22 protein-coding genes are annotated in these 23,291 nt (G+C 69.8%); 4 read left to right on the forward strand and 18 right to left on the reverse strand.

The window, feature by feature from the left end:
• Positions 1–14 precede the first annotated feature (14 nt).
• From BKK79_RS35120 to BKK79_RS35130, 3 genes are all read right to left on the reverse strand, one after another.
• Positions 15–1,409 (reverse strand): dihydrolipoyl dehydrogenase, encoded by a 1,395-nt coding sequence (locus BKK79_RS35120; RefSeq protein WP_071040150.1) that lies wholly within the window; start codon positions 1,407–1,409, stop codon positions 15–17.
• A 232-nt stretch (positions 1,410–1,641) separates the two neighbouring features.
• Positions 1,642–2,373 carry a glutathione peroxidase gene (locus tag BKK79_RS35125; RefSeq protein ID WP_071019301.1) on the reverse strand — a complete coding sequence of 244 codons (732 nt, stop codon included), beginning with the start codon at positions 2,371–2,373 and terminating at the stop codon, positions 1,642–1,644.
• Between the two features lie 326 nt (positions 2,374–2,699).
• Positions 2,700–4,448: an FAD-dependent oxidoreductase gene (locus BKK79_RS35130; RefSeq protein ID WP_071040151.1), complete on the reverse strand. Its 1,749-nt coding sequence runs from the start codon at positions 4,446–4,448 to the stop codon at positions 2,700–2,702.
• Positions 4,449–4,966: 518 nt separating this feature from the next.
• On the opposite strand from BKK79_RS35130, the gene BKK79_RS35135 reads away from it, so the two are divergent.
• Positions 4,967–6,022, forward strand: a complete 1,056-nt coding sequence (locus tag BKK79_RS35135; protein ID WP_083384471.1) for an EAL domain-containing protein — start codon at positions 4,967–4,969, stop codon at positions 6,020–6,022.
• A gap of 98 nt (positions 6,023–6,120) precedes the next feature.
• On the opposite strand, the gene BKK79_RS35140 is transcribed toward BKK79_RS35135, so the two are convergent.
• Together BKK79_RS35140 and BKK79_RS35145 are read right to left on the reverse strand one after the other, a co-directional pair.
• Positions 6,121–6,837: an aspartate/glutamate racemase family protein gene (locus tag BKK79_RS35140; protein WP_071019296.1), complete on the reverse strand. Its 717-nt coding sequence runs from the start codon at positions 6,835–6,837 to the stop codon at positions 6,121–6,123.
• 3 nt (positions 6,838–6,840) lie between these two features.
• Complete coding sequence (locus BKK79_RS35145; RefSeq protein ID WP_071040152.1) at positions 6,841–8,112, reverse strand: D-amino acid dehydrogenase; 1,272 nt, start codon at positions 8,110–8,112, stop codon at positions 6,841–6,843.
• Between the two features lie 340 nt (positions 8,113–8,452).
• Between BKK79_RS35145 and BKK79_RS35150 the strand changes: the two genes are divergently transcribed.
• From BKK79_RS35150 to BKK79_RS35160, 3 genes are read left to right on the forward strand one after another with little or no spacing between them, the layout of a single operon-like run.
• A complete protein-coding gene (locus BKK79_RS35150) occupies positions 8,453–9,289 on the forward strand; it encodes a transporter substrate-binding domain-containing protein (protein WP_071040153.1) in 837 nt (278 codons plus the stop codon).
• 9 nt (positions 9,290–9,298) lie between these two features.
• Positions 9,299–9,958 (forward strand): amino acid ABC transporter permease, encoded by a 660-nt coding sequence (locus BKK79_RS35155; RefSeq protein WP_071019285.1) that lies wholly within the window; start codon positions 9,299–9,301, stop codon positions 9,956–9,958.
• 4 nt (positions 9,959–9,962) lie between these two features.
• On the forward strand, positions 9,963–10,730 hold the full coding sequence (locus BKK79_RS35160; RefSeq protein WP_071019282.1) for an amino acid ABC transporter ATP-binding protein: 768 nt from the start codon (positions 9,963–9,965) through the stop codon (positions 10,728–10,730).
• Between the two features lie 75 nt (positions 10,731–10,805).
• Here the strand turns inward: BKK79_RS35160 and BKK79_RS35165 are convergent, their stop codons facing one another.
• The 13 genes from BKK79_RS35165 to poxR form a co-directional block, all read right to left on the reverse strand.
• Positions 10,806–10,997, reverse strand: coding sequence for a 2-hydroxymuconate tautomerase (locus BKK79_RS35165; RefSeq protein ID WP_071040154.1), 192 nt, complete (start codon positions 10,995–10,997; stop codon positions 10,806–10,808).
• 184 nt (positions 10,998–11,181) lie between these two features.
• Entirely contained in the window at positions 11,182–11,970 is a 789-nt protein-coding gene (gene dmpH, locus BKK79_RS35170) for a 2-oxo-3-hexenedioate decarboxylase (RefSeq protein WP_071019277.1), read from the reverse strand.
• A gap of 85 nt (positions 11,971–12,055) precedes the next feature.
• Complete coding sequence (gene dmpE, locus BKK79_RS35175; RefSeq protein ID WP_071019274.1) at positions 12,056–12,862, reverse strand: 2-oxopent-4-enoate hydratase; 807 nt, start codon at positions 12,860–12,862, stop codon at positions 12,056–12,058.
• A gap of 8 nt (positions 12,863–12,870) precedes the next feature.
• Positions 12,871–14,325 (reverse strand): 2-hydroxymuconic semialdehyde dehydrogenase, encoded by a 1,455-nt coding sequence (locus BKK79_RS35180; protein ID WP_071040155.1) that lies wholly within the window; start codon positions 14,323–14,325, stop codon positions 12,871–12,873.
• 320 nt (positions 14,326–14,645) lie between these two features.
• Positions 14,646–15,578 (reverse strand): catechol 2,3-dioxygenase, encoded by a 933-nt coding sequence (locus BKK79_RS35185; protein WP_071019269.1) that lies wholly within the window; start codon positions 15,576–15,578, stop codon positions 14,646–14,648.
• 86 nt (positions 15,579–15,664) lie between these two features.
• Positions 15,665–15,970 (reverse strand): 2Fe-2S iron-sulfur cluster binding domain-containing protein, encoded by a 306-nt coding sequence (locus BKK79_RS35190; RefSeq protein ID WP_071019266.1) that lies wholly within the window; start codon positions 15,968–15,970, stop codon positions 15,665–15,667.
• Positions 15,971–16,033: 63 nt separating this feature from the next.
• A complete protein-coding gene (locus BKK79_RS35195) occupies positions 16,034–17,104 on the reverse strand; it encodes an NADH:ubiquinone reductase (Na(+)-transporting) subunit F (protein WP_071019263.1) in 1,071 nt (356 codons plus the stop codon).
• A gap of 25 nt (positions 17,105–17,129) precedes the next feature.
• Entirely contained in the window at positions 17,130–17,489 is a 360-nt protein-coding gene (locus BKK79_RS35200; RefSeq protein ID WP_071019260.1) for a phenol hydroxylase subunit P4, read from the reverse strand.
• 41 nt (positions 17,490–17,530) lie between these two features.
• Positions 17,531–19,045, reverse strand: coding sequence for an aromatic/alkene/methane monooxygenase hydroxylase/oxygenase subunit alpha (locus tag BKK79_RS35205; RefSeq protein ID WP_071040156.1), 1,515 nt, complete (start codon positions 19,043–19,045; stop codon positions 17,531–17,533).
• Between the two features lie 67 nt (positions 19,046–19,112).
• On the reverse strand, positions 19,113–19,385 hold the full coding sequence (locus BKK79_RS35210; protein ID WP_071019255.1) for an MmoB/DmpM family protein: 273 nt from the start codon (positions 19,383–19,385) through the stop codon (positions 19,113–19,115).
• Between the two features lie 10 nt (positions 19,386–19,395).
• Positions 19,396–20,391, reverse strand: coding sequence for an aromatic/alkene monooxygenase hydroxylase subunit beta (locus BKK79_RS35215; protein ID WP_071019249.1), 996 nt, complete (start codon positions 20,389–20,391; stop codon positions 19,396–19,398).
• Between the two features lie 93 nt (positions 20,392–20,484).
• Positions 20,485–20,709, reverse strand: a complete 225-nt coding sequence (locus tag BKK79_RS35220; RefSeq protein WP_071019247.1) for a phenol hydroxylase subunit — start codon at positions 20,707–20,709, stop codon at positions 20,485–20,487.
• A gap of 767 nt (positions 20,710–21,476) precedes the next feature.
• Positions 21,477–23,183 carry a phenol degradation transcriptional regulator PoxR gene (gene poxR, locus BKK79_RS35225; RefSeq protein ID WP_071019244.1) on the reverse strand — a complete coding sequence of 569 codons (1,707 nt, stop codon included), beginning with the start codon at positions 23,181–23,183 and terminating at the stop codon, positions 21,477–21,479.
• Positions 23,184–23,291 lie beyond the last annotated feature (108 nt).

Raw genomic sequence — 23,291 nt, forward strand, 5'->3', positions numbered from 1 at the left:
ACGCCCTCAGGCCCTCACGCCGCCTGCAGCTTTGCCGCGGCGTCGCGCAGCGCGGTGCGCAGGCCCTCTTCCACCACCGGGTGGTAGAAGGGCATGGCCAGCATCTGCTCGATGGTCAGGCCCTGCTGGTACGACCAGGCCAGCAGGTGCGCGATGTTCTCCGCGCGCGGGCCGCTCCACTCGGCGCCGAGGAAACGTCCATCGGCGCGGTCGGCGTAGACGTGCATCAGGCCACGGTTCTTCAGCATGACGCGGCTGCGGCCCTGGTCCTCGAAGCTGACCTCGCCGGTGACGAAGCTGCCCTCGGCCAGGTCGGCGAAGCGCCGGCCCACCATGGCGATCTGCGGATCGGAAAACACCACCGCCAGCGGCGCGCGGCGTGCCAGCGGCTTGAGCGCGGGCCAGGCAGCGGCGTTCTCGCCGGCCGCCTTGCCTTCGTCGGCGGCCTCGTGCAGCAGCGGCAGCACGTCGTTGACGTCGCCGGCCAGGAAGACCGGCGCGCTGCCGCATTGCAGGGTGGCCGCATCGAACACCGGCACGCCGCGCGCATCGAGCGCCAGCCCGGTGTTCTCCAGGCCCAGCCCGCGCACGTTGGGAGCGCGGCCGGTGGCGGCCAGCACGTAGTCGAAGCGCTCCGTGACCTCGCGCCCTGCCGTATCCGTATAGCGGATCACCGCCTCGTCGCCCTCGCGCCGCATCTCGCTGACGCGGGCGTCCGGATCGAGGTAGAAGTCCTCGCGGAAGGCCTGCAGGGCCGCCGCCTTGACCGCCGGGTCGGTCAGCGGGCCGACGCCGCCGCGCACGCCGAACACGCGCACCCGCACCCCCAGGCGCGACAGTGCCTGGCCCAGCTCCAGGCCGATCACACCGGGGCCGAAGACCGCCACGCTGCGCGGCAGGTCATCCCAGGAAAACACATCGTCATTGACCACCAGGCGGTCGCCGAACACGCGGAAAGGCTCGGGCACCACCGGGCTGGAGCCGGTGGCGATCACTACGCGGCTGGCCCGCACGGTGACGCTGTCACCGACCTGCAGCACGGTGTTGTCGATGAAGCGCGCATAGCCGCGCAGGCGGTCCGCCTCGTCGAACCCTTCCACGCCGCGCACGACGAAGCCGACGAAACGGTCGCGCTCGCGCTTGACGCGCGCCATCACCTCGCGCCCGTCGATGCGCACCGCGCCGTCCACATGCACGCCGAAGGGCGCGGCGTGGCGGATCTCGTGCGCGGCCTCCGCGGCCGCGATCAGCAGCTTGGAGGGCATGCAGCCGACGCGGGCGCAGGTGGTACCGTAGGGACCGCCCTCGATGATCACGGCGCGCTTGCCGGCGGCCTTGGCGGCCCGGTAAGCGGCGAGGCCGGCGGTGCCGGCACCGATCACGGCGACGTCGGTGACGATGGTTTGCATGGATTCTGCTCCTCGAAAGGTACGGATGCCGGGAAGGCCCGGCGGCTCCGGTGGGTTCTGGGGATGGTGCGTGACGGGGGCGATCGGACGGCGGCGCCTGGCGCGCGCGCCAATCGGCGAATCAGCGAATCGGCGGGCGGGATGGCAGCACGCTGCCATCGGGTCCGGCGACTGGGTCCGGCAGCCTGGCCGCGCCGCCGCGTGCCCGCGGGCACGCGGCGGGCAGCGGCGCTCAGCGTGCCAGGTACTGCTCGAGCGCCTCGGCGCCGCCGACCAGCTTGCCGTTGATGAAGACCTGCGGCGCGGTCATCGTGCCCGACACGGCGCCCAGCACCTTGCCGCGGATCTTGTTCTCGAGCGGCACATCGATGTAGTCGAAGCCGTTGTCGTCGAGCAATTGCTTGGCCTTGGCGCAGAACGAGCAGCCCACCTTGGAGAACACCACCACCTGGTCGGGGCGCTTGGCGTTGGGCGCGATGTGGTTGAGCATGGTGTCGGCGTCCGACACCTTGAACGGGTCGCCCGGCTCTTCCGGTTCGATGAACATCTTCTGCACCACACCGTCCTTGACCAGCATCGCATAGCGCCAGCTGCGCTTGCCGAAGCCGAGGTCGGCCTTGTCCACCAGCATGCCCATGCCTTCGGTGAACTCGCCGTTGCCGTCGGGGATCATGGTGATGTTTTCCGACTCCTGGTCCTTGGCCCACTCGTTCATAACGAAGGTGTCGTTGACCGAGACGCACAGGATGTCGTCCACGCCATGCCTGGCGAACACCGGCGCCAGCTCGTTGTAGCGCGGCAGGTGGGTCGACGAACAGGTCGGCGTGAAGGCGCCGGGCAGCGAGAACACCACCACGGTCTTGCCGTCGAACAGCTGGGCCGTGGTCACGGTCTTCCACTCATTGTTTTCACGCACGCGGAACGAGACGGCGGGAACGCGCTGGCCTTCGCGGGATTGCAGCATGGATATCACTCCTGGTCGGTTGGGTTGTGGCTGCGTGATGCAGCGAAGGCCTCATTGTGTCGATCCCGCCTATATTTGTGAAATTCATTGTATCTAGCGGAGTGATTGCATAAGACTATCAATGGGCGATAGGACGGGACTATCCCCGCCTCGATCGAGGCTCATTCGACACATTGCTTGGTGAAATCACCGCCTGGCAGGCATCCCGCGCATCCTGGGCTTGCGCCCCGCCAGCACCGCCGAGGATGACCCGCACGCCGGCCGAGCGCGCGTCACGCCCGCCCGTGGCACTGGAAGGCGCGCCAGCAGACTCGCTAGCTGACCCGCTAGCAGACCCGCGCCGGACGTCCCGCCAGCCCGGCCAGATAGGCGTGGATCTGCGCCACCACCGCCGCGCCCTCGCCGACCGCCGCGGCGACCCGCTTGGTGGAACCGGCACGCACATCGCCGATGGCGAACACGCCCGGCACGCTGGTCTGCAGCGGAGCCTCCTGCCCGGCGTCGGCACCGGTGCGCACGAAGCCGTGCGCATCCACGCCCACCGGGCAGTCGCGCAGCCAGGCCGTGTTCGGCGCGGCGCCGACGAAGAGGAAGAGATGGCGCAGCGCGCCGTCGTGCTCGCCGTCGGCGCGGCAGCGCCAGCGGATGTGGTCGAGCCAGGCGCTGCCGTCCAGCCCGGTCACCTCGGTGCCGGTCCACAGGCGCACATTGGGCAGGCCGGCGATGCGGTCGATCAGGTAGCGCGACATGGTGGCCTCCAGACCGGGCCCGCGCACCATCAGGTGGACGCGCGCGGCGTGCGTGGCCAGGTAGACCACGGCCTGTCCGGCCGAATTGCCGCCGCCGACCAGGATGACTTCCTCGTCCTGGCACAGCCTGGCCTCGACCGGCGAAGCCCAGTAGTAGACGCCGCTGCCCTCGAAGCGCTCCAGCCCGTCGATGGCCGGGCGCCGGTATTGCGCGCCGCTGGCGATGACCACGGTGCGCGTCGCCACCTCGCGGCCGTCGGCAAGCACCAGGCGCAAGGGGAAGCGGTCGCAGCGCAGCGCGCGCACGGCCAGCGGGATGGCCAGGTGGGCACCGAACTTGAGCGCCTGCGCCAAGGCGCGGCCGGCCAGTGCCTGCCCGGAGATGCCGGTGGGAAAGCCCAGGTAGTTCTCGATGCGCGCGCTGGCGCCGGCCTGGCCGCCCGGGGCGCGCTCGTCCATCACGGCCACCGACAGGCCTTCGGAAGCGGCATAGACCGCGGTCGCCAGGCCGGCGGGCCCGGCACCGGCCACCACCACATCGTAGATGTGTTCGGGATCGAAGTCGGGCAGCAAACCCAGGCAGGAAGCCAGTTGCCCTTCATCCGGCGCGCGCAGTACATGGCCGCCCGGGCACAGTACCAGCGGCAGGTCGGCCGGCTCCAGCGCGCAGCCGCCCAGCAGCGCACGTGCCTGCGGGTCGGCTTCGACGTCGAGCACGGTATGGGGATGGCCGTTGCGGCGCAGGAAGGCCTGCAGCGCCAGCAGCCGCGGCGACGCGCCGCGCCCGACCAGCACCGGCCCGCTGCCGCGCTCGATCAGGCCCACGCGACGCAGGATCAGCGCGCGCATGATGCGCTCGCCCAGTTCGGCCTCGGCCACCAGCAGCGCGCGCAGGCGTTCGGGCGGAATCGCCAGCGCCTCGGTGTCGGCGACCGCGACTCCATCGACCAGCGCCGGCTTGCCGCTCAACTGTCCGACCTCGGCAAGGAACTGTCCGGGCCCTTCCTCGACCACCGTGCTGGAGCGGCCGAGCCCGTCGCGCTGGACCACCGCGACGCGGCCGCTCAGGACCACGAACATGCCGCGGCCGCGGTCGCCGATGGAGAACAGGTTTTCGCCCGCGCGCCAGCGCCGCACCTCGCCGAAACGGCGCATGCGCTCGATGTCCGCCGCCGAAAGTTGCGGGAACATCTGGTGCCGGCGCGACTCCAGCGGCGAAAACGGGGCCTCCGCCGCTTCGCCCGGTACCTCGCCGGATACTCCGCCCGCGCCCCCTTCCTGCCGCGGGGGCTCCCCGCCCGTCCCGCCTGGCCGCCCTGCTTCCATGCCGCCCCCTTGCCGTCCCCGGCCGCATGCCCCGGCCGCGCGGCGCGCATCGCGCGCCCGCCGGCGGGGCCGACTCTAGATACTAGGCAGCGGCGCAGCGGAATGCACGCGCCCCATCCCACCTGCCGCCTGCCAGGTGCCGGGCTCGCCCCTTGCCAGGCCTGGGGCGGGCCTGCCGTGTCCTTCCCTTCGAGTGTGGGGTCAAGTACGAGGCGCGGCGTCCGTTAAAGCATGCGATCTCGACGCTCAGCAAGCCGGCAGGCCGCCTCTCCCGGGCACGCCGCCGCACGCACCCCGGAACCGCCCCTCGCCACCGGCCCCGCCAGGCCGGCGGCCGGCAGGGCCTCCCCCTGACCCCTGCGAGATCGGACAAGAAAGACCGAGACATTGCCATGCCTTCAAGCCGGACGACCCAGTCGCGCAGCCAGCCGTCACCACGGCGGTCGCGCGCGCGCGCCGTCTCCCCGCGCCTCCGCTGTACACGTCCGCCCGGACGTCATTCCTGACGGCGAGGCACCATGCAGCGCATCGAACTCCTCAAACGCGTCGCCCACGGCGCACGCCTGTATCTGTCCCTCACGCCATGGGGCGCGCCGGTCCAGGGCGCGCTGCTGCAGGACGAGTGCGCCCCGAACGGCCACCGCCTGATCCCGGGCACGCAGGTCGAGCGCCTGCTGCGCGCCGGCTTGCTGCGCCGCCGCGGCGTGGCCAACCCGAACGGCGAGACCGACCTGGACCTGACCCCGGCCGGCTACGTGACCGCGTTCGGCCGGCGCCTGGCCGCCTCCATGCTGCGCGAGGCCAATGGCGGCGACGGCGACAGCCAGGCCCCGCCGGCGACGCCGGCATCGCTGCCGGGCGACACCGACGGCCAGGCCTTGCCCGGCTACTCCTTCGCCTTCCAGCCCATCGTCGACGTCCGGCACCGCTGCGTCGTGGCCTACGAGGCCTTCGTGCGCGGACGCCGGGACGGCAACGCGGCGCCCGTCCTGCGCGCGGTGCCGCCCAACGAGATCCATCGCTTCGACGACGAGTGCCGTACCGCCGCCATGCGTACCGCGGCCCGGCTGCGCATCGGCCAGCGCCTGCATATCAACAGCTTCGTCAGCGAGGACGCCGACGCGCAGGCCGCGCTCGCGCGCACCCTGTCGACGGCACAGGCGCTGGGCTTCGATGGCGGCCGCCTGGTGCTGGAAAGCAAGGTCGACGAGATCGTGGAACGCCCCGAAGCCTATGCCCGGCGCATGCAGCCCTTGCGCGAGCTGGGCATGGGGCTGGCGCTCAGCGAAATCGGCGGCGGGCTGGCCGGTGCCAACCTGGTCGCCGCCATCCGCCCCGACTACGTCAAGCTGGGCCGGCGGACTGCGCTGGGCACGCACGTCGACGCGCGCCTGCGCGAGCTGGTGCCGAAGCTGGTGCAGACCTGCCGGACGCTCGGCGTCGGTGTCATCGCCGAAGCGGTCGAGACGGTGGACGAATACCACTGGCTGCGCAACGCCGGCGTCGAGCAGTTCCAGGGCAACCTGTTCGCCCCGCCCACCTTCGAGGCGGTGCCGCCCGCGCAGCTGCCGTAGGCGATCATTGGCGACCGCGGTCCGCCGCGCGGCGCCGCCGTGGCCCGGCGCCGCGCTGGTGCCCTGAATCACGAACGCGTGGACTCAATACATTCTGTCTAGCGTGCTGCCGCGCCGGCCATCAGCTGGCGTGCCAGTGACACCAGGTCGAACACCGGCAGCCGGCAGCGCCGCGCGATCTCGGCCGCATAGGGCGGCATATTGGTGCATTCCAGCACCAGCGCCCGCAAGCGCGGATGCGCGGCGGCAAAGCGCACCGCCGTCTCCACCACCTCCTGCCCGACACGCGCCATATCGCCCTCGGGCTGGTTGCCGAGGATCACGCGGGCGAACTCGCCGGCCTCGTCCATGCCCGCGCGCGGCGAGCGCGCCGATCCGCCGACCGCTTCCAGGTGCGCATCGCTGAGCGCGCCGGCCGAAGCCGTCAGCACGCCGACCGCCTCGGGGCCGCCGCACACCTGGTACAGCGTGGGAAGCCAGCACAGCGCCGAGCTGGCGAACGGCACCCGCAGCGCCGCCGCCATCTCGCGATGGTGCAGCGCAAGGAAGCCGCAGCTGGTGACGATGGCCTGGCAGCCCTGTGCCTGCAGTGCCAGCGCCGCCTCGACGAAGGCACCGCCCAGGCCCTCGGCCTGCCCGAACACCACGCGCCGCGGCGAAGCCGCCGGCACCCGCTGGTAGCGCGTGGCGAAGGCAAAGGTGGCTGGGTTGCCGATATCGCCCGGCGGGCGCGGGAACACCGTGTCGAGCATCACCACGCCCAGCGCCGGCTGGCCCGGACCCGGAGCCCGGCCGTCAGCGATGTGGTCTGCCATGGTTCAGTACCTCGCCAGCGTGAGGCCGTCCAGGTCGATCTCCGGCTTGCGCCCGAGCACCAGGTCCGCCACCACGCGGCCGGATCCCATCGACATGGCCCAGCCGGTGGAGCCGTGCCCCACGTTCAGGAAGAGATTGGCGTGCGAGGTCGGGCCGAGGATGGGCGGGCCGTCCGGCGTCATCGGCCGCCGGCCCACCCAGTAACGCGCGCCGGCCATGTCGCCGGCGCCCGGGAACCAGTCCGCCATGACCTGGCGCAGCGTCTTCAGGCTGGCCTCGCGCAGGGCCAGGCGGTCGTCGCCCAGCTCGGCGGTGCCGGCCACGCGCACCTGGTTGCCCATGCGCGTGATGGCCGTCTTGAGCGACTCGTCCATGACGGCGGCGCGTGGCGCGGCCTCGGCATCGGTGATCTGCAGCGTGGCCGAATAGCCCTTGACCGGATAGAGCGGCAGGGCGATGCCCAGCGGGTCCAGCAGGGTGTGGCTGTCGACCCCGGCGGCCATCACCAGCGCATCGCAGGGCAGGCGCTGCGGCCCCGCCTCCAACGGCTCCAGCTGCTCCAGCTGCACCGCACTGACCCGCCCGCCGGCCGCCTCGAGGCGCGCCACGCGGGCGCCGAAGCGGAAGCGCACGCCGCCCTGCTCGCACAAGGCGCGCAGTTCGCGCGTGAAGACCGCGCAGTCGCCGGCCTCGTCCTCGGGCAGGTAGAGCCCGGACAGCGGGGCCACCGGCGCGCGCGCCAGCGCCGGCTCGATCTCGACGCACTGGGCGGCATCGAGCAGGCGGTGCGGGATGCCGGCCTCGGCCAGCAAGGCCAGCGCCGGCCTGGCCAGCTCCTCGTCGTAGCGCGAGCGGAACAGCTGCAGGTAGCCTTGGCTGCGGCCGTAGTCGAGGGGGTGGTCGCGCAGGAATTCGTGCAGGCAGGCGCGGCTGTAGTAGGCCACGCGCTGCATGCGCAGCTTGTTGACGCGATAGCGCGCCAGTTCGCAGTTGCCCAGCCAGCGCCCGATCCAGCGCCACTGGCGCAGGCTCAGCTGCGGCCGGAAGATGACCGGCGCGGCCGGCTTCAGCAGGTATTTCAGGATCTTGGCCGGCATGCCCGGCGCGGCCCACGGCGTGACATAGCCGGGCGCGATCACGCCCGCGTTGCCGGCGCTGGTCTGGCGCGCCACGTCGGGCTCGCGCTCGACCAGGGTCACCTCGGCGCCCTGCCGGTTGAGCCAGTACGCCGTGGCCGTGCCGATCACGCCACCGCCGATCACTACGACTTTCATATCGTCGAACCCGCGTCCGCGCGGGACGCAGCAAGGGTGGTAAGAAGAATGGGACGAAGCGGCCGGGACGCAGCGCGGACGCGGCGCGGGCCTGTGCGTGAGTCTACTGAGCTTCGCCGCCGCGCGGAAGCACCAGGCCGATGCGCGCGGCTGGCGGGCACATGGCACAGAACTCGCTTCCGTCCTTCGGCATGCCGCGCCCAGGGCTGGCAGCCATTCCGCCGGCCGCCACCTTGCTGCTACACTCGGGCCCCAGGATGGCGCCCGGGCAGCCGTACCCGGCCATCGGCACCACAACCACGGCAGCATCCACACGACAGAGAGAGAGAGGAAACCCGACATGGCGATCACGCGCAGGCAGTTCATCGAAGCCACCCTCGCAAGCGGCTCGGCGCTCGCCCTCCCCCCGGCCTTCGCCGACGAGCCCGAATCGACCATGGCCCGCATCAAGCGCACCGGCCGCGTGCGCCTGGGCGCCATCAACGGCGCTTCACCCTATTTCAGCAAGGACCTCGCCACCGGCGAATGGCGCGGCTTCTGCATCGATTTCGGGCGCGACCTGGCCAGGCACCTGGGCGCGCAGGTCGAATGGGTGGAGACCACCTGGGGCAACGCCGTGCTGGACGTGCAGACCAACAAGATCGACGCCCAGTTCGCCATGGCGCCCACGCCGCAGCGGCGCGAGGCGGTCGACTTCAGCAATCCGCTGTTCCAGAACCTGCACACGGTGGTGGCGCGCAAGTCGCTGAACATCGAGCGCTGGGAGCAGCTCAACGTGCCCGAGATGCGCATCGCGGTGGACGTCGGCTCCAACCACGACCAGCTCGCCACCCAGCTGCTGCCGCGCGCCAACGTGCAGCGCTTCGAGACCTCGGCAGCCGCCACCATGGCGCTGCAGTCCGGCCGCGTCGACTGCCAGATCCTGGTGGTGCTGCTGTCCACCGCGCTGCTGGCCAAGCTGCCCAATATCGGCCACATCCTCTACCCCACGCCGCCGCAGACCGCGGTCACCAACATCGGCCTGCGCAAGCAGTCCGACCCCGCCTTCGTCAACGCGCTCAATGCCTGGCTGGACGAAGCACGCAAGGCCGGCCGCATCCGCGAGACCATCGTCGGCAATATGCAGAAGCTGGCCAACGTGCCGCCCACCGCCTTCCCGCCGCAAGTCCGCTTCTGAGGGCCGAGCATGTATCAGTGGGATTTCGGTTCGCTGTGGGCGTACCGGGGCATCATCACGGCCGGCGTGCTGACCACGCTGGCCTACACCGCGGTGGTCATCGTCTCCGGCCTGCTGGTGGGGGTCCTGGTGGGCCTTGGGCGGGTCTCGTCGAGCCGGCTGCTGGCGGGCTCGCTGCGCGCCTTCGTGGAAGTGTTCCGCTGCACGCCGGTGCTGGTGCAGCTGATCTGGTTCTACTATGCGCTGCCGGTGCTGCTCGGCATCGAGCTGACGCCCGGCACCGCCGCGGTGCTGGCGCTGACCCTGTACGGCGGCGCCTTCTACTCGGAGATCGTGCGCGGCGGCATCATCTCCATCGATCCGGGCCAGGTCGAGGCCGGCCAGGCGCTCGGCATGACGCGCGGGCAGGTGATGCGCCGCATCGTGCTGCCGCAGGCCTTCCGCCGCATGACCCCGCCGCTGGTCAGCCAGTCCATCATGCAGCTCAAGAACACCTCGCTGCTGTCGGTGCTGGCGGTGCCCGACCTGCTCTACCAGGGCCAGGTGATCGCGCACGACACCTATCGCCCGCTCGAGATCTACACCCTGGTGGCCGTGATCTACTTCGCCATCCTGCTGCCCGCCACCATGCTGGCCAAGCGGCTGGAAGCGAAAACCACGGGAGCCTGAGCCGATGCCAACCGAACCCATGATCTCGATCCGCGGCCTGAAGAAACGCTTCGGCGACGTCACCGTGCTGCGCGACATCAGCCTGGAGGTCGGCAAGGGCGAGGTGGTCGCGCTGATCGGCCCCTCGGGCTCCGGCAAGTCCACCCTGCTGCGCTGCGTCAACCTGCTGACCACGCCCTGCGGCGGCACCATCCAGGTCGGCGCGCACCGCTTCGACTTCGACCAGCCGGGCGGTCCCAGGCTCGGCGACCGCGCCCTGGCCGCCTTCCGCGCGCGCACCGGCATGGTGTTCCAGCACTTCAACCTGTTTCCCCACATGACCGCCGCGGAGAACGTCATGGAGGGCATGGTGACCGTGCTGGGACGCCCGAAGGCCGAAGCCCGCGCGCGGGCGCTGGAACTGCTGGCGCGCGTCGGCCTCGCCGAACGCGCCGGCACCTATCCCGACAAGCTCTCCGGCGGGCAGAAGCAGCGGGTCGCCATCGCACGCGCGCTGGCCATGCAGCCCGAAGTGATGCTGTTCGACGAAGCCACCTCGGCGCTCGACCCCGAACTGGTCGGCGAAGTGCTGGGCGTGATGCGCGCGCTGGCCGACGAGGGCATGACCATGATGCTGGTGACCCACGAGATCGCCTTCGCGCGCGAAGTGGCCGACCAGGTGGTCTTCATGCGCGACGGCGTGGTGGTCGAGGCCGGCCCGCCCGCGCAGGTCATCGACGCCCCGCGCGAGGCGTCCACGCGGGCCTTCCTGGCACGCGTCAGCGGCGGCTGACCGGCGCGGCGGCAGTCCGCGTGGCGGCGCGTCGCCGCCGCCGGACCGCCGGCGTGCCGCCCTCCCGGCTTCGCTTCAGCGTCCCAGCTCCTTGGCTGTCTTGCCGCCGATGCCGAAGTGCTCCTTGGGCATTTCCTGCAGCATCACCCGCACCGTTTCGCGCGGCGCGCCGATCGACTCGACCGCCGCATCGGTCAGCGCGGCGATCAGGCGGGCCTTCTGTTCTTCGGTGCGGCCTTCGATCAGGAAGACTTGCATGATGGGCATGGTGTGGGCTCCTTCAGGTTGGAATGGGTTGGATGGGTGGTCTGGCTGGCCTTGGTCTGCATGATGGGGCTTGCCGGCGCGTGGCGCCAGGGGTGAGGGCGGGACGGCTGGCGCGGGGGTACGACGAAGGCAAATAGGTCTGCGTACGCCTTGCCGCCGCGTGGCACCACCCCACCCCCAAGCCTCACACAAAGCGCATCGACACCGACCCCAGCCGCTGGTAGCGCACCGTCACGTTGTCGCCGGCGGCCACCGCCACCGCCTCCGTCACGCCGCCGGTCATGATGAAGGTGCCCGCCGGCAGCTCGCGCCCGCGCGCGCCCAGCATGTTCGCCAGCATCGCCACGCTGTTGGCCGGATGGCCCAGCACGGCGGCGCCGGCGGCGGTCGCCACCACTTCGCCGTTCTTCTCCAGCACCACGCCGAGGTTCTTCAGGTCCAGCCCTTCCACCCCCAGGCTGGTACCGCCGGTGACGAAGCGCGCCGACGAAGTGTTGTCGGCGATCACGCTCTTCAGGTCGAAGCGGAAGTTCTCATAGCGCGAATCGATCACCTCCACCGCCGGCAGCACGAAATCCGTCGCCGCCAGCACGTCGCCGATATGGCAGCCCGGGCCCTTCAGCGGCCGCTTGAGCACGAAGGCGATCTCGGCTTCGACCTTGGGATGGATCAGGCCGGAAGTGTCGATCGCCGCGCCGTCCATGCAGGCGCCGTAGTCGGTCAGGAAGCCGTAGACCGGCTCGCTCACCCCCATCTGGCGCATCTTGGCAAAGGAGGTCAGCCCCATCTTCAGTCCGGCGATGCGCGTGCCACGCGCTTCCTTGCGCGCGCGGATGGCGTCCTGGATCGCGTAGGCGTCGTCCCAGTCCATGTCCGGATGGGCGTCGGTGATCTTGCGTACCGCCTCGCGCTGCAGCTCGGCGTTCTCCAGGTGCTCGGCGAGCTGCCGGATGGTCTCTTGTGTCAGGTTCATGGTCTTTCCTTGTAGCTTGTGGCTCATGGCTCCATGGCTCATGGCTCATGGGCGGTGGCCTGTGGCTTGCGCGGGGACGGCCCCCTCAGACGAAGCGCACGCCGGCCGAGCCGACGCCACCCAGGCTGATGCGCAGCTGGTCGCCCGCCTGCACCGGCACCATCGCCGCCAGCGAGCCCGACAGGATCACCTCGCCCGCCTTCAGCGCGATGCCCAGCCGGCCCAGCGTATTGGCCAGCCACGCCACCGCATTGGCCGGATGGCCGAGCGCGGCCGCGCCCGCTCCGGTGGCGACGATCTCGCCGTTCTTCTCCAGCGTCATGCCGACCGTGCCCAGGTCCAGCCCGCGCGGGTCCACCGCCGCGTCGCCCAGCACGAACACCCCCGAGGACGCGTTGTCGGCCACCGTGTCCTGGATGCGGATCTTCCAGTCGCGGATGCGGGAATCGACGATCTCGAAGCACGGCAGCACGAAGGCGGTGGCGCGCAGCACGTCGGCATTGGTGACGCCGGGACCGGCCAGGTCCTCCTTGAGCACGAAGGCGATCTCGCCCTCGGCCTTGGGCGCGATCAGCGTGGCAGCCTCGATGGCCGCGCCGTCCGGATAGACCATGCCCGACAGCAGGTGGCCGAAGTCCGGCTGGCGCACGTCCAGCATGTCCATCACCACCTTGCTGGTGACACCGATCTTCTTGCCGATCACGCGCTCGCCGGCATCCAGCCGGTGCTGCACCATGGCCAGCTGGATGCGGTAGGCGTCGTCGATCGACAGCGCCGGCCAGCGCTCGGTCAGCGGCGCCACCGCCTGGCGGCGCACCAGGGCCTGGTGCAGGCTGGCGCCGATCTCGCGCAGTTGCTGCGCCGGCAGGCCTTGTTGCAGGGCTTCTTCCATGTCTTGCCTCACAGTTTCACGCAGATATTGCGCAGCTCGGTGTAGAACTCCAGCGAATGCACCCCGCCCTCGCGGCCGATGCCGGATTGCTTGGCGCCGCCGAAGGCGGTGCGCAGGTCGCGCAGGAACCAGGCGTTGATCCAGCAGATGCCCACCTCCAGCGCCTTGCCCATGCGGTGCGCGGTGCCCAGGTCCGAAGTCCACACCGTGGCGGCCAGCCCGTAGGGCGTATCGTTGGCCAGCGCGATCACCTCCTCCTCGGTGTCGAACGACGCGATATGGCAGCAGGGCCCGAAGATCTCCTCGCGGATCACTGCCGCGCTCTCGGGCAGGCCGGTCCAGATGGTCGGCTGCACCCAGGCGCCCTCGGCCAGCGCGCCCGGCATCTGCGGCACGCCGCCGCCGGTCACCACGGTGGCGCCCGCCTCGGCCGCCTTGCGGTAGTAGGACAGGACCTTCTCGCGGTGCTCCAGCGACACCAGCGGGCCCATGGTCACGCCGGCCTCGTTGGGCGGACCCAGCTTGAGCCCTTCGGCCTTGGCCTTGAGCGCGGCGACGAAGCGCTCGAAGATGGGCCGCTGCACATAGACCCGCTCGGTGCCCAGGCACACCTGGCCGCTGTTCTCGAAGGCCGAGCGCGTGATGCCGGCCACCGCCTTGTCGAAGTCCGCGTCGGCGAAGACGATGCCGGCGTTCTTGCCGCCCAGCTCGAACGACACCGGGCGCACACCGCGCGCCGCCGCGCGCATGATGGCCTCGCCGGTGCGCGTCTCGCCGGTGAAGGTGATGCCGTCCACATCCGGGTGCTCGGTGAGGAAAGCGCCCGCCGAGTCCGGGCCGAAGCCGTGCACCACGTTGTAGACGCCGGGTGGCACGCCCACCTCGTTCATCACCTCGCCCAGCAGCGTGGCGGTCGCGGGCGTCTCCTCCGAGGGCTTGACCACCACCGTGTTGCCGCAGGCCAGCGCCGGGCCGACCTTCCACGTCATCAGCAGCAGCGGCAGGTTCCACGGGCACACCACGCCGATCACCCCGCGCGGTGTGCGCACCGCGTAGTTGACCGCTTCGCCGCCGTCCGGCGTGGCCATGGCAAAGCTCTCGGTCGGCACGTTCTTGATCAGGTCGGCGAAGACCTTGAAGTTGGCCGCGCCGCGCGGGATGTCGACATGGCTGGCCAGCGACAGCGGCTTGCCGGTATCGGCGATCTCCGCCTGCAGGAAGTCATCGAAGCGGCGGTTGATGCCGTCGGCCACCGCGTGCAGCAGTTCCACGCGCTGGGCCACCGTCATGCGGCCCCAGGGGCCCGCGAGCGCGGCACGCGCGGCGGCCACCGCCGCCTCCACCTCCGCGCGGCCGGCTTCGTGCACGCGCCCGATCAGGCTGTTGTCGACCGGGTTGCGGTCATCGAATTGGCGGCCGGTGGCGACCCACTGGCCGTTGATGAAGTTCTGGAAGTCTTTCATGGTGCTTGTCTCGTTATGGCTTGGGGATGGCGGGGGAGGCTTGCTTCTTTCGTTCGCTCGGTTCCCGGTGCGCTTCGCTTTTCCGGGGGGCTGGGAAAACACGCAGGCCTTCGCCACGGCAATCGCCCGCCCTCACCCCCGGCCCCTCTCCCATTGCATGGGAGAGGGGAACAAACCCTCGCCAGAGCGACCTTCCCCGCCCGCGATGAACCTGGCTCCCCTCTCCCGCTCGCGGGAGAGGGGTTGGGGGTGAGGGCTGGCGCCAGCGTCATGCGATGGCTCGCACGATGCCGAGCACCGCCTCATTCGAAAACTCCCCCTCAGGTCAACACATTCAAGAAGGCATCATTGAGCTTGCGGTCGTGATAGAAGATCGCCCGCCCCAGCTCGTTATCGGTCCAGGTGATGGTCGGCTTGTCCGGGTAATGGATATAGCCGCCGGCGAAGACCTCGTTGCGGTTGCCCGAGGGGTCGAAGAAGTAGATGGTGGCGCCGCGCGTGATGCCGTGCCGGGTCGGACCGATGTCGAGCGATACATCGCGCTTGGAGATGATGTCGGCCGCCTTCAGCACCTCGCTCCAGTTGTCGAGCTGGAACGAAGCGTGATGGAAGCGGTTCTTCTCCGGGTGGCGGATAAAGGCGATGTCGTGCGCCTTGTTCGAGCAGGTCAGGAAGGCGCCGATCACCATCCGCTCCGGCCCCGCCACCACCTCCTCGGCCAGCGAGAAACCCAGCACGTCGCGGAACAGCTTGACCGTGCCGTCGAGGTCGTCGCCGTACAACAGGCAGTGGTCGAAGCGGCTCGGCGCCATGCCGCGCAGGTCGTCCGGCCAGGGGTCCGGATTCAGGTCGCCGGTCTGGCAGCCGAGCTTGTCCTTGTCCGCGAACAGCTCGATGGCATGGCCGGTCGGGATGGTGAAGCGGAAGCGCCGGCCGGTGCGCAGGTGCTCGCCGGCGGGAATCCAGGCGCAGTCCTGCGCCAGCCCGCTGGCGGCCACTTCGCCCGCCAGCCGCTCCAGCGTGGCGTCGCTGTCGACGCGGAAGCCCATGTAGTCCATGCCCGGGCTGTCGGCCTCGCGCAGCACCACGCTGTGATGGTCGTGCTCGTCCCAGGCCTTCAGGTAGACGCGGCCCTGCGCGTCGCGGCCGGTCTCCTGCAGCCCGAGCACGTCGATATAGTGTTTCAGCGCCGGTTCCAGTTCCAGCACGCGCAATGCCACGTGCCCCGGGCGCAATACGCCAGTCAATGCCATGTTCGTCTCCTTGATGTCCGGATCTGCGATCCGTGTTTGTCGTCACCGCCCTCGCGGCGCTTTCGCTTGCTCGACAGTCGGCCCCGCTAGCGCGCCTTGTCCAGGCAACGCGCCAGCAGCGCCGCCGGCCGCAAGCGGATATCGCTGTCGGGAAATGCCTTGCAGGCCAGCACCAGCCCCTGCCCCTGCTCCGCCTCCGACAGGCAGGCGCGGCTCATCTTGCCGGTGCGGTAGCGCCCCGACTCGATGCGGACCTTGCAGACGCCGCAGCCGCCGCCGCGGCAGCCCGCGGGGATGCCGCGCTGCCCCAGCACTTCCATGGCACGCAGCAGGTTCTGCCCCGGGTCGCAGGGGTAGCGCTGCCCGCTGTCCGCAATCTCCACCGTATGCATGTCTGTCTCCTTTGCACGCTTGGTGCGCTTTGTGTGCTTGGTGCGCTTTGTGCGCCTTGCCCGTCAGATCTTGAACAGCGGGCTGCGCGCGCTGTTCTGCGCATCGCTCGCGGACAGGAACTTCTCGGTATGGATGTCCGCCTCGAACAGCCGGCCCTGCATCAGGGTGCGGATGCAGGCTTCGATCATCGGCGGCGGCCCGCACAGGTAGGCCTTGTGGCCGCGGAAGTCCGCGCGCCCGTCGCCATCGGCATAGAGCGCGGCCAGCGCCTCGTGCGCGAAGCCGCGCGCACCCTGCCAGGCACTGTCGGCCGGCTCGTCGGACAGCGCCGGCACGTAGCGGAAGTTCGGATGGCGTTCGGCCAGCGCACGGAACTCGTCCTCGCAGTACAGCTCGGCCCGGTTGCGCGCGCCCTGCACCAGCGTGATCGGCAAGGTCTCGCCAGCGGCCAGCAGTTCGCGGATCATCGCGCGCGGGCTCGACAGCCCGGAGCCGCCCGCCAGGAACAGCATCGGCGCCTGTGCCGAGCGGCGCACGAAGAAGCGGCCGTAGGGCGCGGAAAAGCGCAAGGCGTCGCCGACCGCCAGCCGCTCGTGCAGGTAGCCGGTGGCCTGGCCGCCCTCCACCTTGCGCACATGCAGTTCCACCAGTTCCTCATCCGGCGCATTGGCCAGCGAGAAGGCGCGCGGCTGGTCGCAGCCCGGCACCTGCAGGTTCAGGTACTGGCCCGCCTGGAATGCCACCTTCGCACCGCCCTTGACCCGCAGCCAGATGCCACGGATGGTCGGTGTAAGCGCGCGCACGTCCACCACTTCGGCCTCGTAGTCGGCCAACGGTAGGCCCAGCGCATCGGCGTCCTCCTCGATGTCGGCCTCGATGGTCAGGTCCGACTGCGCGGTGGCGCAGCAGGCCAGGCACTGGCCGTTGTCGCGCTCGAAGTCCATCAGCGCGAAGCTCGAAGCCTCGCCCTGGTCGACCTCGCCCTCCACCACCTGCACCTTGCAGGTGGCGCACAAGCCGTGGCAACAGGCGTGCGGCAGCCATACGCCGCTGCGCAGGCAGGCATCCAGCACGGTCTGCCCGGGTGCGATCGGGATGGTCTGCCCGATCGGCTCGATGGTCAGCGAATACATCTTGCGTCTCCTTGCGCGGCGGCGCTCAGCTCGCGCTGCCGCCGATACCGTCCAGGCCGGGCGTGCGGAAGCGGATCACTTCCTTGTGGCCGAGGCCGTTCTCCTCCAGCGTGGCGTCGAGGTCGGGCTGCCAGGGCCGGCCACCGCGCAGCCACTCGACCCGGCTCCAGTCGATGCGGCCGAAGTCGGGGTGGTAGCCATAGACGCCGGGCAGCACCTGCTCGACCACCTCGCGCAGGCGCATCGCGGGCGGGAAGGGGAAGCAGTGCGGCGCGCAGAACAGCAGGTGCTGGTCCCAGCCGACGTAGAGCAGGCGGTTGCCGTGGAACACCGCCTCGCGGTCGGCGGGTTCGAAGCGGTATTCACCGATGGATGCGACGGACATGATGTGTCTCCTTATGCGTGGGGTCCGGGGTGGCGCGGCGCTCAGGCAGCCGGGTGCGGCACGCCCTTCCAGGCATTCCAGTTCTTCTGGTCCTGCGAGCCTTCGAAGTCGAGGTTGTCGGCGCCCAGGTTGAGCCGGTACCACTTGAGCACGTCCTCCAGCGAGGCACCGCCGCAGTTGCCCTGGTAGATCTGGTGCACCGGCAGCCAGGCCTGGGTATACTTCTCGGGCTCGCCGTCGAAGATGTCCTTGCAGCCGTCCGAGCAGAAGTGGAACTTCATGCCGTGGTAGCTGCTCTCGCGATAGCAGGTCTGCGTGGGGTCGTCCGGCTCGGAGAACACCATCGGGATCTGGCAGGTCTGGCACAGCATCGGCAGCGTGCCGTTGTAGAAGCGCTCGCCGGCCTGCTGGCGCTCCTGCCAGTAGTCCAGGCGCGGCTTGTAGTAGCGCGCGAAGGTCTGCGGATACTTCTCGTCCAGCCATGCCATCTCGTCGGGCTTCGGGATCCAGGTGTGGAAGCCGGCGGCGGCCGCATAGTTGTAGAAGGTGCCCCAGGCCTCGTGGGTGATGCGGTCCTTGGTCTTGGTGGCGACGTCGTGGTACTTGGGCAGGCGCAGGCCGTAGCGCTCCAGGTCCTTGAAGAGCGCCCCGCCGGCCTGCTCGAAGTACATCTCCCAGGCCTCGGCCCAGGACATCACGCGGCGCGGCAGCATGTAGTCCATCATCATGCCGACCAGCGTCAGCAGGCGGAAGCCGCGCCAGAACCATTTGTCGAGCCACTTCTGCAGGATCGGGATGTTGTCCGGGTCCTGCTCGCACAGGAACTTGACCACCTCCAGGCCCAGCGTCATGTGGCGCGACTCGTCCGACTGCGCGGAGAAGCCGAAGGTCACTGTGGCCATGTCGCCGTTGTAGGCGGCGCCCGACATGAAGGGCATGAACAGCAGGTTGGTCAGCACGTACTCGAACGAGAACGAGATCGCGGTGATGAACTCGAACGGCCCCGCGCTCATTGCGTCCTCGAAGTAGGACTTGGGCACCGACAGGTACCAGACGCGGTCATGCATGTGGCGCCACTCGCCGAAGCCGTGGAAGTACTTGTTGTAGACCGACAGCGTGTGCAGCTGGGTCTGCGCGTGGCGCAGCTCGTCGATCGATTGCATCTGCGCCGCGACGCGCGCGCCGGCGCCGCGGAAATGGCGCCCCAGGTGGGCATAGCCGCGGTGCGCGGCATACTCCAGCGGCGTCACGCCGGTCAGGAACAGCCGCAGCGCATTCAGGTAGCGCGCGTCCGAGACGTTGAGGTGGCCGTTGTTCTGCACGAAGGAGTCGATGATCGCGTACAGCTTGCGCTCCTTCTCCGACTGGTACTTCCAGTACGCGTCCATGGTCATGCGGAAGGGATCCTCCCACTTGTCCCAGTCGTGGATCTTGATGCCTTCGTACTTGTCGAAGGGAAAGACCTTGTCCATCGGCTCGTAGGTGGTCTCCCAGCCGAGGTCGCGCGTCATCGTCGCGTACTTCTCGCGCAGGTTGAGCTTCTTGCGTGCGTCCATGATGTCTCCGTATGCTCTGCTATGGCGTGTGGTTGCCGTTGCTTGTGTGCGGGGCGCCGAGCCGTGCTCAGGCGCTCCAGTGCAGCGTGAAGGCTTCGTCGGTCTCGTCGATGTTGCCGGACAGCGAGATCAGGTTCAGGTGGATCTCCTGCAGGTCCCAGTCGCGGCCGAGCTTGTCGGCCACCAGCTCGCGCACGATGGTCAGGCGCCCCGGGGCGTCGATCTTGACCATGGCGGGGAACTGCGACACCACGGCGAGCGGGTTGGCCTCGGCGATGGCCTCGATGATGGGACGGGTGTCGTCGTTGTTCTGCAGGGCGATGTAGACGTTGGCGCTCATGGCATTCTCCTCAGGCGGCCACGCCGAGCTTGGCCAGCCGGGCGTCGAATTGTTCGAGGCACAGGGCGATCGCCTGCTCTCCTTCGCCCCCCAGCAGGATGGCCGCCACCGGCCGCAGCGCCTCGGCCGCCTGCGCGCGTGCCTCGGCGGCCCAGCGCGACAGCAGCGCGCGGTTGGCCTCGGACTCGGCGGCCGCCGTCTGCACCACCGCGTCGACCCAGCGCACGTGCTCGTCGCGCCAGTCGTTCATGAACTCGGTCACCACGGCCAGCCCGGTGCCGCAGGCGCGCACGATGGCCGCGTCGGCATGCTGGTAGACGAGCGGATAGAGCAGCCCGTCGAGCGCCAGGTTCTGCGTGACGAAGGTCTGGAACCAGTCCTCGATGACGAAGCTGTGTTCGACGAAGCGGCGCAGCGGCTGCCATGCCTCGCTCTCCAGCCAGGCCGCGCGCGCCCGCTCCAGCGCAGCACCCGTGTTGCCGTCCAGCAGCAGGCCGATGCGCGACAGGTACTGGGCGATGCCCAGCCGGTCCATCGCGCAGTAGGTGCAGGCCTGCGTGATGGCCGTGCCCCAGCCATAGTCGGCGCAGTAGAAGTTGTTCATGTTCGCCGCCCATTCCACGTGGCGCAGCGGCAGCAGGCCATCGGTCAGGCGCTCGCGCCATTCCAGCGGCAGCGCCTGCAGCAGCCCGCGCTTCTCGACGAAGGCGAAGTTCTTCTCGGCCGCTTCCTGCTGGCGCCCGCGCATACCGACGTAGGCGCCGTAGTAGTACTGGCGCGGGTCCTTCAGCGCATACCAGTCCGCCATCTCGATGGCGGTGCGGCGCTTGTCGTACAGCTCGAACTGCGGCGCCCAGGTCGGGCGGTAGTGGAAGTTGACCTCGGACTGGACGTCGTAGGTCGCCTCCTGGTAGCGCGAGGCCGGCTTGTCGCCGAAGCGCCGCGCCACGTGGCCGTAGGTCTGGCGCAGCGGCTGGATCTGCTGCGTCTTGATATCGACTTGCATCGCGTTGTCTCCTGGTTTGTATCGTGGTGCCGGCGCGGGTGCGCCGGCGGTGGGGGCTCTGGCGGCCCGTCGTGTGTGCCCGGTGGGTGCCTGCTAGGCGTCCTCGCCGCTATCGACGGAGGCCGCCTCTGCCGGCAGGAAGCGCACATGGTTGGCGCTGCAGAAGGCTTCGAACATCGGCTCCGGCAGGATGAGTTCGACGTTCAGGTCGGGATCGGCGACGCTGAAGGCGAACAGCACGAAGCCCTCCGGCGTGCGGCCTTCCACGCGCACGTAGCGCGGCGTGGCTTCGAACAGCGGGACCGATTGATTGATCATGGCGTCTCCAGGTGCGTGGCATCCGCGTGCTGCCGTGCCGCATCGCGTTGTGCTTGCCCGGACTATTGCGAAGACCGTGCCAGCCCGCGCAAAGGCACGCCAGATCAGCGTTTGCGGCACAGATGGCGATGCCACGCCCGGCCCATCTCCGTACAAACCCGGAGAGATCGCTGCGCCACCGCTCGATCAATTCATCAAGCTCCGCCGCGCACTTGATCAAATGATCAAAAGCCGCGCCAGGCGGCCGTTTGCGGGCAGCGGCCGCTGCCGCCGCCGTACTTGCGCATCGCAACAACGAAGCCCTGCCAAAAGGGCCCGGGCGCTCAGCTGCCGGGCCGCACGGCGGAACGCGGCGCAGCATCGCCAGGCCGCGCCGCGCCGGACCCGGCGCAGCGCTGACGTGCGGGATGCATCAAATGATCAAATCGGAGGAATGCGTGGGGGGCGGCTGGCTCCGGACGGAGCGATACGGGCTGCGCCGTGGCGGCTGTCTCCCCGCTCCCGCTTGCGGGAGCGGGGCCGGGGAGAGGGCAGGCACTGGCTATGCCGTGACGGGCGGGATCGCACCGTCGGCTTCGTTTCCGTGCCCGCGTGCAGGATCGCACCGAGGGCTTCGCTCGATGCGACGCCTCGCTAGACCACCCCTCTCCTCAACCCTCTTCGTGCGGGGAGAGGGAGCCAAGACCGTGTGCTTGGCGATTGGTGTTGGTGCATCTCGCCGGCTACGGCATGCGCGTCGGGGTTCGCGCCGCGCCGGCCTGCTCCCCTCACCCGCGCGTGCCGCGCGTCTTCCATCGGTACGCCAGCTGGGGCCGCGTCAGCCCGAGCAGCCGCGCCGCCTGGCTCAGGTTGCCGTCGGCGCGCTGCATGGCAGCCTCCATCAGCACGCTTTCCACCTCGCCCAGCGCCAGGCCGTTCTCGGCCATATAGTCCAGCAGGCCATGCACCGCGGCTTCGCGCAGGCCGGGCAGCGCGCCCTGCTCGCCCAGCCTGGGCGTGGTGTCGACCCCGGCCGGCGCTTCGGTGCCGGGCAGGAACAATTGCTCGGCGCTGATCTGGCCGCCGTTGGCCGCCAGGATCACGCCGCGCTCGATCACGTTCTCCAGTTCGCGCACATTGCCCGGCCAGTCGTAGCGGCGCAGCTCGGCCAGCGCGCGATCGGTGATGCCGAGGATCTTCTTGCCATGGCGCGCGCCGTAGCGCGCGATGAAGCGCTCCGCCAGCAGCCGGATGTCGTCCAGCCGCTCGCGCAGCGGCGGAATCGTGACCGGGTAGACGTTGAGCCGGTAGTACAGGTCCTTGCGGAAGGTGCCCTGCCTGACCGCCTCGGCCAGGTCCACATTGGTGGCGGCGACCAGGCGCACGTCGACCTTGCGCGCCTCGTTGCCGCCGACGCGCTCTACCTCACCCTCCTGCAGCACGCGCAGCAGCTTGGACTGCGCCGAGGCGGACAGCTCGCCCAGTTCGTCCAGGAACAGGGTGCCGCCGTGAGCACGCTCGAAGCGGCCGGCACGCGACTGGTGGGCGCCGGTGAAGGCGCCCTTCTCCACGCCGAACAGCTCGGACTCGATCAGTTCGTCGGGGATGGCGGCGCAGTTCACCGCCACGAAGGGCTTGTCGGCTCGCGCGCTGACGCCGTGCAGGGCTTGCGCGAAGCGCTCCTTGCCGACCCCGGTCTCCCCCAGCAGCAGCACCGTCACGCTGCTGCCGGCGGCGCGCTGCAGCAGGTTCCAGGCGGCGCGGAAGCCCGGCGAGCCGCCCACCAGGTCGGCGGGCTGGTCATTGGCGCGCTGCAGGGCACGCAATTGCTCCACTTCGCTCTGCAAGGCCAGGATGGTGTCGATGACCGGGTCGGGCTGGTACAGCGCCAGCTCGGCCTCGCCGTCCTCCCACTGCTCCAGCGGCTTGCCCAGGATGCGGCAGTGGGGCTGGCCGCAGCCCACGCATTCCAGTTCGCGGTAGAGGATGGTCTTGCCCATCAGCGCCGAGGTATAGCCGGTGGCGTAGCCGATCTGCATCCAGCACACCGGCGCCTGCGCCACGCCGAACATCTGCCGGTGCACATCGCCCTCGAAGGAGTCTTCCCAGAGGAATTCGCCGTGGTAGACCCCGGCGGCGATATTGATGTCCACGGTCAGCGGCGTCACCCTGACCACGCCCTCGATGGTGTGCAGGCAGGGCCCCATCTCGAGCATGCCGAAGTCGCTGTGGCCCGAGCGCATGGTCTTGGCCAGTTCGGCATCGCGCAGCCCGGAATGGAAGCCCATGCGCATGAACAGGCCGCGCGCACGCTCCATGCCGAGGGTATCCACCAATTCCTTGCGCAGGGCGCCCAGCGCCGCCGTATGCAGCAGGATCATGCGCTGCTCGCCCAGCCAGATCGACCCCTCCTTCATGGCGAAACGCAGCCGGCGGGCGAGGTTGGACAGGCCATCGCGCATGGTGGCCGAGAAATTGTCGGTAGAACTGCTCATCGTCTCCTCTCTTCGCGCCGCTCTGCTGGCGGGCGTACCATTTTTCCACATGGCTATGCACATTATGTGCCATCGCGGTGCCGGCGCCTCCGGGTGCCGGACACTGGC

It is taken from the genome of Cupriavidus sp. USMAA2-4, assembly GCF_001854305.1.
GTDB classification, from domain to species: domain Bacteria; phylum Pseudomonadota; class Gammaproteobacteria; order Burkholderiales; family Burkholderiaceae; genus Cupriavidus; species Cupriavidus malaysiensis.